Annotated in this window: 14 protein-coding genes; 10 read left to right on the top strand and 4 right to left on the bottom strand. The window is 65.4% G+C overall.

Annotation, left to right across the window (positions count from 1 at the left end; translation table 11 throughout):
* Nucleotides 1-602: 602 nt before the first annotated feature.
* The 7 genes from ACNSN7_RS03145 (at nt 603) to ACNSN7_RS03115 (ending at nt 8,376) form a co-directional block, all read left to right on the top strand.
* Nucleotides 603-1,589 carry a tyrosine--tRNA ligase gene (locus ACNSN7_RS03145; protein ID WP_418280581.1) on the top strand — a complete coding sequence of 329 codons (987 nt, stop codon included), beginning with the start codon at nt 603-605 and terminating at the stop codon, nt 1,587-1,589.
* A 113-nt stretch (nt 1,590-1,702) separates the two neighbouring features.
* On the top strand, nt 1,703-5,374 hold the full coding sequence (locus ACNSN7_RS03140; protein WP_418280580.1) for an LAGLIDADG family homing endonuclease: 3,672 nt from the start codon (nt 1,703-1,705) through the stop codon (nt 5,372-5,374).
* 1 nt (nt 5,375) lies between these two features.
* On the top strand, nt 5,376-5,663 hold the full coding sequence (locus ACNSN7_RS03135) for a DUF7854 family protein (RefSeq protein WP_418280578.1): 288 nt from the start codon (nt 5,376-5,378) through the stop codon (nt 5,661-5,663).
* A 51-nt stretch (nt 5,664-5,714) separates the two neighbouring features.
* The gene (locus tag ACNSN7_RS03130; RefSeq protein WP_418280577.1) at nt 5,715-6,053 is read left to right on the top strand and encodes a DUF7855 family protein; all 339 of its coding nucleotides are present in this window, start codon (nt 5,715-5,717) and stop codon (nt 6,051-6,053) included.
* Complete coding sequence (locus tag ACNSN7_RS03125; RefSeq protein ID WP_418280576.1) at nt 6,050-6,850, top strand: DUF7856 family protein; 801 nt, start codon at nt 6,050-6,052, stop codon at nt 6,848-6,850. Before ACNSN7_RS03130 ends, ACNSN7_RS03125 begins: the two co-directional genes overlap by 4 nt.
* A gap of 24 nt (nt 6,851-6,874) precedes the next feature.
* Entirely contained in the window at nt 6,875-7,711 is an 837-nt protein-coding gene (locus ACNSN7_RS03120) for a DUF7857 domain-containing protein (RefSeq protein ID WP_418280575.1), read from the top strand.
* Nucleotides 7,708-8,376 (top strand): nucleotide-binding protein, encoded by a 669-nt coding sequence (locus tag ACNSN7_RS03115; protein ID WP_418280573.1) that lies wholly within the window; start codon nt 7,708-7,710, stop codon nt 8,374-8,376. Before ACNSN7_RS03120 ends, ACNSN7_RS03115 begins: the two co-directional genes overlap by 4 nt.
* Nucleotides 8,377-8,427: 51 nt before the next feature.
* On the opposite strand, the gene ACNSN7_RS03110 is transcribed toward ACNSN7_RS03115, so the two are convergent.
* Complete coding sequence (locus tag ACNSN7_RS03110; protein WP_418280572.1) at nt 8,428-8,775, bottom strand: hypothetical protein; 348 nt, start codon at nt 8,773-8,775, stop codon at nt 8,428-8,430.
* Nucleotides 8,776-8,918: 143 nt separating this feature from the next.
* Between ACNSN7_RS03110 and ACNSN7_RS03105 the strand changes: the two genes are divergently transcribed.
* The 3 genes from ACNSN7_RS03105 (at nt 8,919) to ACNSN7_RS03095 (ending at nt 10,233) form a co-directional block, all read left to right on the top strand.
* Nucleotides 8,919-9,377 carry an Hsp20/alpha crystallin family protein gene (locus ACNSN7_RS03105; RefSeq protein WP_418280570.1) on the top strand — a complete coding sequence of 153 codons (459 nt, stop codon included), beginning with the start codon at nt 8,919-8,921 and terminating at the stop codon, nt 9,375-9,377.
* 170 nt (nt 9,378-9,547) lie between these two features.
* The gene (hsp14, locus tag ACNSN7_RS03100) at nt 9,548-9,964 is read left to right on the top strand and encodes an archaeal heat shock protein Hsp14 (protein ID WP_418280569.1); all 417 of its coding nucleotides are present in this window, start codon (nt 9,548-9,550) and stop codon (nt 9,962-9,964) included.
* Nucleotides 9,965-10,038: 74 nt separating this feature from the next.
* On the top strand, nt 10,039-10,233 hold the full coding sequence (locus ACNSN7_RS03095) for a heavy-metal-associated domain-containing protein (protein ID WP_418280567.1): 195 nt from the start codon (nt 10,039-10,041) through the stop codon (nt 10,231-10,233).
* A 78-nt stretch (nt 10,234-10,311) separates the two neighbouring features.
* Here ACNSN7_RS03095 and cysS read toward each other — a convergent pair whose 3' ends face one another.
* The 3 genes from cysS to nucS form a co-directional block, all read right to left on the bottom strand.
* On the bottom strand, nt 10,312-11,850 hold the full coding sequence (gene cysS / locus ACNSN7_RS03090) for a cysteine--tRNA ligase (RefSeq protein ID WP_418280565.1): 1,539 nt from the start codon (nt 11,848-11,850) through the stop codon (nt 10,312-10,314).
* A gap of 234 nt (nt 11,851-12,084) precedes the next feature.
* Nucleotides 12,085-12,615 carry a 50S ribosomal protein L16 gene (locus tag ACNSN7_RS03085; RefSeq protein WP_418280564.1) on the bottom strand — a complete coding sequence of 177 codons (531 nt, stop codon included), beginning with the start codon at nt 12,613-12,615 and terminating at the stop codon, nt 12,085-12,087.
* A gap of 104 nt (nt 12,616-12,719) precedes the next feature.
* Entirely contained in the window at nt 12,720-13,586 is an 867-nt protein-coding gene (gene nucS, locus ACNSN7_RS03080) for an endonuclease NucS (protein ID WP_418280562.1), read from the bottom strand.
* Nucleotides 13,587-13,606 lie beyond the last annotated feature (20 nt).

Raw genomic sequence — 13,606 nt, 5'->3', positions numbered from 1 at the left:
TAAATAGTAACGACTGGGTCGTGGAATATCCAGCAGTGCCATCGAACGTGGGTAGTGGCAGAGTTGTCGGCTGTATCCCCGCCCTGAAGGGCGGGGTTTTAGCCTTGAAACTTCCATAATACTGAAGGGAACATCACATTCGACATCGAGAAGACGGGTGGACAAGACATCGAGGCGAGTGATTTAGTCCTCAGTATCAATGGTGAACGGTATGGGACCGTCAACGAGAACTCGAGTCTCGGGGATACAGCATGGCAAACTGGCCAAACTGGCTACTTCAGTAGCGATGCTGCCGGAGCAGCCTTCCAGACTGGAGCAAATTCGGGCGATCGTATAACGATTCGCCTTATTTACGGACCGAGTGGCGACAGCGTCTACTCGACGACGATAACGGTCCCCTAAAATCTCCGTCTAATCTGTTCTCGGATCTTCTGACGTAGCGGAGATCGACCCATATTTTTCGTAATCCTCACTGGAGCGTGTCGAGCGCGTGCTCCCGAGCGACGCTTCGGCGTCGACGTCGATCGTTCCCGCGGAGGCGTCGACACCCTCGGCAACGCTCATTCAGAAGTCATATGTTCGGGAGCCACACACTCGGGAGTATGGATGCCCACGAGCTGATCACCCGGAACGCGGCCGAGGTGGTCACCGAGGCGGAGATCGAGGCGTTAGCCGACGACCCCGACGGGAAGCGGGCGTACGTCGGCTACGAGCCCTCGGGCGTGCTCCACATCGGACACATGCTCACCGCGAACAAGCTCATCGATCTCCAAGCGGCGGGCTTCGAGGTGACGGTGTTGCTCGCGGACGTACACGCGTACCTCAACGACAAGGGCTCGTTCGAGGAGATCCGTCGCACCGCAGAGCGGATGCGCGACCAGTTCATCGCGTACGGGCTCGAGGAGTCGAACACGCAGTTCGTGCTCGGTTCCGACTTCCAACTCGACGACGACTACACGCTCGATCTCCACGCGCTGGAGCTCGAAACGACGCTCGCGCGCGCCGAGCGCGCGATGGCCGAGATCAAGTCGGGCGACTCGGTGAAGGTCTCGCAGGCCGTCTACCCGCTGATGCAGGCGCTCGACATCCCGTACCTCGGCGTCGACCTCGCCGTCGGCGGGATGGAGCAGCGCAAGGTGCACATGCTCGCCCGCGACGTCCTTCCGAGCATCGACCGAGAGCCACCGACGAGCCTCCACACGCCACTGATCGCCGACCTGGGAAGCGGCGAGGGGAAGATGTCCTCCAGTACGGGCGTCACCGTCTCGATGGAGGACTCCCGCGACGAGATCGAGGACAAGGTGAACAAGGCGTACTGTCCGCCGACCGCGAACCCCGAGCCGACCGAGGACGGCGTCGAACGCGAGAACCCCGTCCTGCAGGTGTTCGAGTACCACGTGTTCCCCCGGTTCGACGAGATCGTCGTCGAGCGCCCCGAGGAGTACGGCGGGGACCTCTCCTACGAGACGTACGACGCGCTCGAAGCCGACCTGGAGTCCGGCGAACTGCACCCGGCCGACGCGAAAGGCGCGCTCTCGGAATACCTCGACCGCCTGATCGCGCCGGGACGCGAGCAGCTCGCGGGGTAGGCGACTCGTGAGGGAGGCGACTCGTGAGGGAGGCGACTCACGAGACACCCCCTCGTCCACTTCCACCCCGCGAGCATGAGGTTCATACGTGATGCCGACGAAGGACCGTCGTAATGGCTCAGGCCGGGAATCAGGACCTCACGGAGCGGTTCATTCAGTTCTATCGGAACTACTACCGTGACGAGATCGGCACGCTCGCACAGCGGTATCCGAACGAGCAGCGGTCGCTGTACGTCGACTACGACGACCTGTACCAGTTCGACCGCGACCTCGCGGAGGACTTCCGGACCAAACCGGACCAGATGCGTGAGTACGCCGAGGAGGCGCTCCGGCTGTACGACCTCCCCGCCGACGTCAGTCTCGGTCGCGCACACGTTCGTGTCGAGAACCTCCCCGAGAACATCGACATCCGCGGGATCCGCGTCCACGACGACCACATCGGCACGCTCGTCTCGGTTCAGGGGATCGTCCGCAAGGCGACCGACGTCCGCCCGAAGGTGACCGAGGCCGCCTTCGAGTGTCAGCGCTGCGGAACGATGACGTACATCCCCCAAACCGACGGCGGGTTCCAGGAACCCCACGAGTGCCAAGGCTGTGAGCGACAGGGCCCGTTCCGGGTCAACTTCGATCAGTCCGAGTTCATCGACTCCCAGAAGCTCCGGATCCAGGAGTCCCCCGAGGGGCTCCGCGGCGGCGAGACCCCCCAGTCGATCGACGTCGACATCGAGGACGACATCACCGGACTAGTGAGTCCGGGCGACCACGTCACCGCCGTCGGCGTCCTCCACATCGAGCAGCTCGAGCAGGGCAACGAGAAGTCCGCCATCTTCGATCTGTACATGGACGGCGTCGCCATCTCCATCGAGGACGAGGAGTTCGAGGACATGGACATCACCGAGGAGGACAAACGCGAGATCATCGAGCTCTCCGACCGCGAGGACATCTACGAGGCGATGATCGCCTCCATCGCACCCGCCATCTACGGCTACGAGGAGGAGAAACTCGCGATGATCCTCCAGCTGTTCTCGGGCGTCACCAAACACCTCCCCGACGGCTCGCGGATCCGCGGCGACCTCCACATGCTCCTTATCGGGGATCCCGGAACCGGGAAGTCTCAGCTCCTATCATACATTCGACAAATAGCGCCGAGGTCGGTGTACACGTCGGGGAAGGGGTCCAGTTCGGCGGGGCTGTGCGTTACTGGAGACACGAGGATCCACACAGCTAATGGATTCGTTCCGATCCGGGATATCGCAACCCAATATCACGCCGATCCGGTGAACGACGAAACTGCTGTGGAAGCGACGCACGAGCTATATAGTTTTGACCGTGATGCGGGAGACGTCAAACTCACGGAAAGCTCTCACGTCTGGCGGATGCCCGAAAAGCCCTGCCGCCGGATAGAGACCGCACACGGAAAACAGTTGGAAGCGTCAATGTCCACGCCAGTGCTGGTCTGCAATGAGAACGGTCTGGAGTGGCGAAACATAGCTGATGTCAGCGTCGGGGAACAGATTGCGGTCCCGAAATACACTGACATCGAACGTTCGTCTCCCTCCGTCCGTACGTTCGTCGAATTCACTGAAGAGAAGATCAAACCAACGAATGAGTCAACCGAGTTCGTAAGAACACGACTTCGTGATGAGTTCGGTACCCTACGAGACGCCGCCAATGCGCTTAGTCTGCCGGAGGATTTCATATACGATTCGCTATCAAATCGTCATCTTCCACTCGATCGACTGAGTCGGATCCTCACTGCGATCGATGTCGACATACACGAGATAGACATCGAACGTGCGATGCTTCGCCATGGTGATAGCGTCGCAATCCCCGACGAGTTTGATGCCGATCTGATGTATCTTATTGGTCTCGTTTTCGGCGATGGCGACGTGATGGTATCCCGTCGCGGAGATAATCGAGGTCACGTCCGAATCTCCAATTCCGACGAAGAACTACTGGCTCGCGCATCCGACATAATCAACGCGAAATTTGATAAGGAAGTCACGATCGAGTATCAAGATGACCGGGTTCCCTGTATTAGACTCCATAGCGCTACTGTCGCCCGGTTCTTTAGCAATGTTGGTGTCGAGTCACCGAAAAACGACATTGCACTTGACCCGCAACTTACGGTCGCGGAACATGCGGACGCGTTTTTACAGGGTCTGTTCGACGCAGACGGTGCAGTGTGTGGCCGGGTAAACGGCGGGTCCAGCGTCCAGTTTTCGACCACATGTAGCGACCTTGCTGAACAGGTACGGCTGATGCTCGAAACCTACGGGATCCGTTCGCGAACTCGTGAACGTGACCGGCGAGGCACGTACGAGCGAGACGATAGATACGAAATTGAATCGACCTCTGTGCAGACTCATCTCTCGATCTACGGAACGAATCTTGACGAATTCGCAGATCGTATCGGATTTCGGTCGTCCGAGAAGTCAAAAGAGCTTAACGCGATAGTTGGTGACGCAAAGCGACGAGGTGAACGAGTCCCGGTCGCTGACGCACTTGCTCGGACCGACGGTGGAGCCGGCAAGTACTGGCAGAGTATACACCGTGGAGACAACCCGAGTCGGAGTCGCGCTCGATCAATTATCGACGAAGTTGCCCTCGGTGAAATTAAACCCACCGTCGAAGAGGTTGTGGAGGCAGATCTTGTATGGGACGAGGTCGTAGCCGCCGAACGTACTGGCGAGAAGGAAGTGTTCGATCTCACGGTCCCGGAAACGCACAACTTTATCGGAAACGGTCTCGTGACTCACAACACCGCCGCGGCGGTCCGCGACGACTTCGGCGATGGCCAACAGTGGACGCTTGAGGCAGGCGCGCTGGTGCTCGCCGACAAGGGGATCGCCGCAGTCGACGAGCTGGATAAGATGCGACCGGAAGACAGGTCGGCCATGCACCAGGCGCTCGAACAACAGCAGATCAGCGTCAACAAGGCCGGCATCAACGCGACGCTCAAATCGCGCTGTTCGCTGCTCGGCGCGGCGAACCCGAAGTACGGCCGGTTCGATCAGTACGAGCCGATCGGCGAGCAGATCGACTTAGAGCCCGCGCTCATCTCGCGGTTCGACCTCATCTTCACGGTGACCGACCAGCCGGACCCGGAACACGACGCCCGGCTGGCCCAGCACATCATCAAGACGAACTACGCGGGCGAGCTCAACACGCAGCGCGAGCAGCTCCCGAGCTCGGAGTTCACCGCCGAGGAGGTCGCGGACGTCACCGACGAGGTCGCACCTGAGATCGATGCCGACCTGCTCAGAAAGTACATCGCCCACGCCAAACGCGACTGCTATCCGACGATGACCGAGGAGGCGAAAGAGCTGATCGAGGAGTTCTACGTCGACTTACGCTCGAAGGGGGCCGACGAGGACGCTCCCGTCCCCGTCACCGCTCGAAAGCTGGAGGCGCTCGTCCGGCTCGCGGAGGCGAGCGCACGCGTCCGCCTCTCGGATACGGTCGAACGGAAGGACGCCGACCGCGCGACCGACATCGTCGAGTCGTGTCTCCAGGACATCGGCGTCGACCCGGAGACGGGACAGTTCGACGCCGACGTCGTCGAGACGGGAACCTCGAAGAGCCAGCGCGACCGTATCAAGAATATCAAGGGGCTCATCGCCGACATCGAGGAGGAGTACGAGGAGGGCGCACCCGTCGAGGAGGTGCTCGACCGTGCCGGCGAGATCGGCATGGATCAAGGGAAAGCCGAGCGGGAGATCGAGAAGCTCCGGACGAAAGGCGAAGTGTACGAGCCCAAGCAGGGCCACCTCCGAACGACGTAAGATGGACCGGATATCCGCCCTCCGAAACGTCGAGGACGCGCTCCGGGCGTTCGAGGACGGCGACGCCGACCTCGCGGCGACCGAACGTCGCGTCGCAGCGATCCTTCGGACGTACGCGACCGAGTTCGACGGCGACGACGACGTGTTTCGCGCGGTCGGCGACGAGTCGGTCGACGGGACCGTCGTGATCGCTCCCTCGGAACCCGCTGCGCGGGAGCGCGTGTTGGCCGCCGCCGGGATCGATCCGGACGCGACGGGTCCCCCGACCTTCGACATCGAACGGATTTAAAAACGCTCGTCGTTCGTAACGCCTATTTTCCCGGATGGACCACCGCCGCCCGTGTTGTTGGTCGTGACCTACTCGGAGACGGCACGGATGGGGCTCCGCAACGTCTGTCGGAGCCATGACGACCACGTCGTCCGGCGGTTCGGACGGGCTGCGCTGCTGGATGCAACCGCGTACGGCGCGTTCCTCGCCTTACGGCTTCGGGAGGCGCACGGCGGCGACGTACAGGTCGAGCGCACGGTACCGTTCAACGAGTTCGCCGACGTCGACGCCGAGGTCCGCGACGCGGCGCGTTCATACGCGGATCGGGACGCGAAGGCGACCCCGTACGCCGCCTTCGCTGCGGGAACGGACCATCCGGATCCGGAGACGTTGAAACGGAGAGAGCTGTGACGTCGCCGTCCGACCTCGCGACCGCTTGCGGGTGCGACGAGGACGACGGGGGCGAAGACGGGGGCACCGAACCGCCCATTCCCGATCCGCATGACGTGCTCGGTCGGGTCCCGACCGGCGAGACGTTGTGGCGGGAGCTCGCCGCAGCCGCGCGGTCGCGGGACCACGAGTCGTCCGTGGCGGCGGAGATACGTGAGCTCCGAGGAGAACTCGCCGCCGTCGACGTCCCCGACGTCGACCTCGAAGCCGCCCGCGAGCGACTCGCCGAGGCGACCGGCGACGAGGATCGGTTGAAAGAGCGCGTCGCGGCCGCCCGCGGGGAGGTTCGCGCCCGCCGGTCGATGGACGCTGCGACGGACGCCGCCCTCGCTGAGCTCGAGGAGGCCGCCGCAGCGCTATCGATCGCACGGACGGAGCGGGTCGCCGCGGAGCAGGCGCTCGAGCGCCGACGCGAGCGGGCGGCCGATACGCGCGATGCGCGAGAGCGCCGCCTCCGACTGCGGGACCGGCTGAGGAACCGGCGGCGGGACGCGCGCCGTGAGCTCGCCGACGAGGCGTACCCCGCGTTCCGCGAGGCGCTCGACGCCGTTCCCCGCGGCGACTCGGTCGACGCCGGGACGCGACCGTGCGAGTACGACGGGTCGAAGATCGCCGCGTCGCTTGCGGCGGTCCGGATCGCTGCGCTCGACGAGCCGGTTGTCGTCTCGACGGCGGTACTCGACGACCTCACCTCGGCGCGACCGAACGCCGCTCCCGAAACGCTGCTCGACGGCGCGATCCGCCGCCCCGATCCTTAAGTACGAAACCGAGCCATCCGGCGTATGGAGCTCTCGTGGAGCGTCGACGGGGAGGACGGCGTGACGTTGGTTCGCTGCCGTCTCCACAACGACGCGGCGGTGACGCGCCGGGTTCGACTGCGGAGTCGGCTCGACGGACCCGTGTTGCCGCCGCGAACCCGCGGTATTCCCGAACCCGGATGGGACGCGGACGGAGCGACGATTCGACTCGATCCGGGGGAGCGGCGGGCCCTCGGCTTCGCCTCGCCGGCACCCGAGGTCGATCCCCCGGTCGAGATCGACGTCGTCGATGCGACGACGGCGGGAGACGACGGCCGGGAACCGGACGCGGCCACCGCGGTTCGCGAACTCGGTTCGTATCGTCCGCCACGGGACGCGATCGTCGAGCACTCCGACGATCAGGATCGCCGGAAGCCGACGGCTGACGACACAGACGATGACTCTCCCGGTCGCGAGACCCACAGCCGTTCCGCTTCCGAACTGGAGCGTCCCCCGGACTCCGGCGAGGAGTCCACACGGACGTCGGCGGACCGCCGATCGAACGATCTCTCGGACGAGGACGACCGAAACGACGAGCGAGGAGACACGGCCGTGGGACCGACGAGCCCGGATCGGATCGACGACTGGCTCGACGCGGTCGAACGACGGATCGAACGGGGCGAACGGCTCGTCGACGCGGACGTGTCGACCGCGACGGAGGTGGTCGCGACCGCCGGTGGGGTGAAAGCGATCGCGGACCTCGACGGTCGCCTCGACGACGACGCCGAACGCCTGCGGCGACTCGGCGACCGGGCCTCGGAACTGGCCGCGCGGGCCGAGCGCGCGGACGTACCGACCGCGGCGTTACGGCGGCTCTCGTGATCCTCGCGATCACCGGCGGCAAGGGCGGTGTCGGGAAGACGACGCTTGCATACAACGTCGCCGCCGCGCTCGATGCGGTGGTCGTCGACGCGGACCTGGGGATGGCGGACCTCCCGAAGGGAAGGGGACCGGATCTCCACGACGTCCTCGCCGGGCGAGCGGCGGTGACCGAGACGATCCGTTCGGGACCCGTCGACGTCGTTCCCTGCGGCCGGACGTTGGCGGGCGCTCGGGCGAGCGAACTGACGCGACTGGACGACGCCCTGCGAGCGCTAACACGGGCGCGCGGAACCGTCGTCGTCGACTGTCCCGCGGGCCGACGAGCCGACGCCGGAGTCCCCCTCGCGGTCGCTGACGCCTGCCTGATCGTCGTCTCGCCGCGGGCGTTCGCGCTCGCCGACGCGATCCGAACGCGCGAACTCGCCCGAGAGTTGGACGCAGGGCTTGTCGGCTGTGCAGTCAACCGTGTCACGGAGGAACCGCCCGTCGAGGCCATCGCCGACGCGCTCGGTGCACCCGTCGAAGTCGTTCCCGCCGATCCACGGGTCGGCCGCTCGGTCGAGGCGGAGCGACCGGTCGTCCGATCCGCACCCGAGAGCACGGCGGCTGCGGCCGTCGATCGGCTCACGAAACGGGTCCCGAGCGTCGGATCGCGTGACCCGTAGGGGTCGCGGAGAGCAGATCGTCACCCGCTCGCGGTCAGTCCGCACCCTCGATCACGGTCGATCCGAGATGGAGACGGTCGCGCACGATACGTGCGACGTCGGCGCATCGATGCGATCGCCGCCGGTCGCCGTCCGATCGTTCGCCTCGATCGCGTCGAGGGCTCGCTCCTGAAGGAGTTCTCCGAACCGCCACGGGTCGACGGTTGCGACGTCCGCCGCACGTGTGAACCCGATCTGTCCGTCCGCGAACCGTGTTATCGCGTCGTCCAGTCGCCACTCCGCGAGCGCCGAGGCCAGCAGTCGTTCGGCCGCAACGTCCCTGTTAACCCGGTGACGGCGCGCGTATCGCGACAGCGATCCCGCGAGTTCGTCATCGAGGGTCACAGCAACCCGTTCCATGGCTCGACGTCTCGTGCGAAACCGTATGAACGTTCGCCCGGTTCGGCGTACGGATGGCCGCGTTCGTCGGTCACGTGACTGACGAGCGTCATCCGTCTGACCGGCCGTGGCTTCAAGTCGATCCGAGCCGAAGTGTCGGTCGTATGCCCCGACGAGATCCCTTCCGCGAGATCGAGGAACTGTTCGAGCGCATGGGCCGCGAGTTCGAGGAGCTCGGCGGCACGCTCGACACGCCGATGTCGTCAAACGTCGCGGTCGACGTCGTCGAGGGAGACGATGCGGTGACGGTGACCGCGGACCTCCCCGGCTACGGCCGTGAGGAGATCAACGTCGAACTCCACGACGACGCGCTCACGATCGCGGCAACGCGAACGGAGACGACCGAGACGGACGAGAGCGACGAGGACGACGAAGAGGCCGGCGACGGCGTCGAGTACCACGTCCGCGAACGCCGAAAGCGCGCCGTCTCCCGCCGAGTCCGTCTCCCGGCACCCGTCGATCGCGACGGAGCGAGCGCCACGTACAACAACGGCGTCCTCACCGTCACGCTCCCGAAGCGATCGAGCGTTGAGTCGGGCGGACACAGCATCGACATCAGTTGATCGGCGACGGTCCCATTCCCGACTCGGGTTCGAGAGATCGGTGTTCGAGAGATCGGTGTTCGAGAGATCGAGGAGAGAGGGGTATTTCTGGACGAGAAGCCCCGTGAGCCACGCTATCAACGGTTCCTGCGAGTTTAATACCGCTCCCGACCTTATAAGTAGTGATCAGTATGAACAGATCGAACCCCTTCGACGAGATAGAGCAGTTCTTCGGCCGAACCCCGTTCGCGGGCGACCGAATGTGGGGTCGTGACCTTCGTAGTGCGGACGTCGACGTCGCCGACTACGACGACGAGTTCGTCGTGATGGCGGACCTCCCCGGCTACGACCGCGAGGACATCGACGTCCGCGCCGAGGGCGGCCATCTGACGATCAGCGCCGATCGCGACACCGTCGACGAGGGCGGTGACGAGCGATACCTGCGACGCGAGCGCCGCCACGAGTCGGTCACCCGATCGATCGACCTCCCCGCGGCCGTGATCGAACAGGAGGCGTCCGCGACGTACCAGAACGGCGTCCTCACCGTCACGCTCCCCAAGGAGTCCCCCGACGAGGACGACGACAGACACCGGATCGACGTCGAGTAGCGGACAACGCTGGCGAGACGGAAACGGACACCGGAAGAGTAACGTAATTCACCGTTGCGCTCGAAGGTCCGGACATGCACACCTTCGAGGTCGACGGAATGGCATGTGGTGGCTGCGAGGAGAACGTGACGGACGCGCTCTCGGCGCTCCCGGGCGTCGAATCCGTAACCGCCGACCACGAGGCCGGCACCGCAACCGTCGAGGGCGACGTCGACGTCGACGCCGCGATCGACGCGATCGCCAAGGCAGGCTACGACGCCAGCGCCTGAGACAGCCACTCGCATCCGGATCGGACGGAATCACCCGCATCCGGATCGGACGGAACGTCTTTCCTTTTTGAGTACTCGTCAGTCGAGCCGATAGCTCGCGCCGTCCGGCCCGTCCTCGACGTCGACGCCGACGGCGTCGAGCGCGTCCCGGAGCTCGTCCGCGCGCTCGTAGTTGCCTGCCTCGCGCTCCGCCTCACGGATCTCCAGAACGAGTTCGACCAGTTCGCCCGCGAGCTCGACGGTGCCGTCGGCGGTGTCGGTGTCGAACGCGAGTCCGAGGACGTCGCCGCCGAGCTCCTCGAACGTCTCGACCGCCTCGCGGAGCCCCCGGTAATCGTACGCGTCCGAATCGTACGCGTCCGGTTCGTCGGACGCGTCCGGGTGGCCGTTCCCGTCGGTGACGACACCCGCGTCGACGTGCCGGTTCACGGCGTCCGTGAGATCGAGGAGGGCGGCGGTCGCCTCTCGAAGATTGAAGTCGTCGTTCATCGCGGTCTCGAAGTCGTCGCGGGCGGTCGACGTCGCCGCCCGGAGGTCGTCGTCGACGGCCGTGCTCCGAGCATGGACGGAGTCGAGCGCCTCGACCGCCCGATCGTATGTCCGGGAGAGTCGGTCCCACCGCTCTTCCGCCTCCGCGATCGTCTCCTCGGTGAGCGCCTGCTCCGAGCGGTACGCGGCCCCGGCGTAGAACGTCCTGACAACGTTCACGCCGAGCTCGTCGAGCGCGTCCGGAACGGTCCAGAAGTTTCCGATCGACGAGGACATCTTCTCGCCGTCCATCGCTAAGAGTCCGACATGTAGCCAGTGGCGGGCGAACTCGTGGCCGGTGGCCGCGGTCGACTGAGCGACCTCGTTTTCGTGGTGCGGGAAGACGAGGTCGCGACCGCCCATGTGAATGTCGAGCGTGTCGCCGAGATGCGTCGTCGACATCGCGGAGCACTCGACGTGCCACCCGGGACGACCCTCGCTCCACGGCGACGGCCACGTCTCGCCGGTCGGGACGTCCTCGCCGTGGTCGTGTTTGGCGTGTTCCCGGACCGCCGTCTCGCTCACGCCGTCGGCCTTCCACAGCGCGAAATCCGCCGGGGTGCGCTTCTCGGAGCGCTCGTCGGGTTCGCCCTGCGCCTCCAGATCGTCGACGTTCTGGTTCGAGAGCGCGCCGTAGTCGTCGAAGCTCGTGACGTCGAAGTAGACGGAGCCGTTCGACTCGTAGGCGTATCCCTTCTCGATCAGCGTCTCGACGAGATCGATTATCTCGGGCACGTGCTCCGTGACGCGGGGGTACACCTCCGCGCGCAGAAGGTTGAGTCCGCGCATCGCCTCGAACGTGCTCGCAGTGAACGTCTCCGCGACGTCACGCTCCTCGACCCACTCGTCGCGCTCGCCGACACGGGCGGTGATCTTCTCGTTGACGTCCGTGACGTTCTCGACGTGGCGGACGTCGTAGCCGAGATGCTCAAGCCAGCGGTGGACGACGTCCGCGTGGAACCACAGGCGGGCGTGCCCGAGATGCGGGTCGTCCGACACCGTCAGCCCACAGACGTACAGCGTCACGTCGCCGTCGGCCGTGAACTCGACGCGATCGTCCGAGCGGGTGTCGGTAACGACAAGGCTCATTGCGCGGCGATAGCCGGGGACGGCGTTTTAAAGCGTCGGATCCGCGGAGCGTTGAGGTGCAGGCGGTCGAGGCGGATCCGCCGACCGCCGGTAATGCAGTGGCTGGCGGAGCGAGAGTGCGAAAGAACGCGTCGGATCCGCGGAGCGTTGAGGTGCAGGCGGTCGAGGCGGATCCGCCGACCGCCGGTAATGCAGTGGCTGGCGGAGCGAGAGTGCGAAAGAACGTTCGGGACGCTACGAGACGAGCAGCTCCTCGCCGCGGTCGACCGTGATCCGGCACGGCGGCGAGAGCTTGTTGTACGCGCGGCGGAACGCTTCCTTCACCACGGGTGCCTGCTCGACGTCGCAGTACGCCGTGAACACGATGTCGTTCGCCTTCAGTCGGGCGGCCGTTCCGACCGGCTTGCCGAACGCCTGTCGCATCCCGTCGGAGACACGGTCCGCACCCGCACCGGTCGCCTGCTTGTTCTCACGGATGACCTGGTGGGGGAACTTGCGGAGGGTCATCTTGTAGTTGCCCTCGCCGAGCTCCTTGATGAGGTGGCGGTTCGCCGAGAGCCGGGAGCTCTCGAGCGAGCCGTGGCGGACCTGCAGTTCCTCCTCGACGCGGAGGCTGATCTGGACCGGGTAATCGTCCGGGTCCGACGAGAGATCGCCCATGTTGTGCTGGGCGATCTTCGAGCCGGGGATACCCGTGATGTACTCGCGTCGGGTGAACGACGGCTTGTCGATCTTCCGATACATAGAGGCGGGTTTGTCAGACATGGCTACTTGTCCGATGTAGCCCTCGCTGCGGCGATAAACCCTTCGATACCGCATCGGAGTGCCCGTGCGTATCGGTCACGGGGTACCGTGTCGGGATCGCGGAGCTACTCCGGCGCAGCAGTGCTCCCGCCCGTCTCCTCTCGATCCCCCTGTGCCTCGGTCTCGTCCTCGACATCCCCCTGCGCCTCGGTCTCGTCCTCGACATCCCCCTGTGCCTCCGTTCCCCCGTCGACGATCGGAGCGAGCGCGACGTGGTCGAATCCGCGGTCGGTGAGGAGCCCCGCGGCCCGCTCCGTCACCGACGGCGCGACGAGGACGCCGCGAACGTCCGCGTTCGCCGTCTCTCCCTCCCGGCCATCGTCGCCGAACTCCTCCCGAAGCGCGGTGACGTACCGGCTCAGCTGTCCGACCGCGTCGGGCCCGACTCGTCGACGCTTCAGTTCGACGACGACCGGCCGCCCCGCCTCGTCGACCCCGAACACGTCGATCGGACCGGCGCTCGAGGGGCGTTCCGTCTCGCGCGGCTCGAACCCCGATTCGACCAGCTCCGGTCGTTCGAGTATTCGGGTCCGGAGGTCCTCCTCGCTGCCGTGCAGTTCCAGGTCACGGCCGCCGGTGACGGACATCGCCGACAGCTGATGGACGTCGGAGAAGCGAACCGTCAGCGTCTCCACCGGGCTCGTCCGCTCCGATCGGATCCGGAGGCGACCCTCGCGAACCGCGGCGCGGTGCGTCGAACCCGGCGGCTGCCAGTTGACCGGGGTCCGGCCCTCGTCGGTGTGGACCAGGGCGGCCCCGTCCGGTTTCAACACCACGAGACGGGCTCCGGAGCCGAGTTCGGAGGCGGCGCGACCCTCATAAGAGACCGTGCAGCGCCCGAAGACGCTTATGAGGTCGCCGCGCTCGAAGGCGGACTCCAGCTCCCACAGCGCCTCGCGGTGGGTCGGATCGTGGACGCTCGTAACGGTCACTACTGCTCGTACGTGGGTGC

Source organism: Halorubrum rarum (genome assembly GCF_048380895.1).
Taxonomy (GTDB): Archaea; Halobacteriota; Halobacteria; order Halobacteriales; family Haloferacaceae; genus Halorubrum.
Note: the sequence above shows the minus strand (reverse complement) of the source record. Positions and strands in the feature narration are given on the sequence as shown.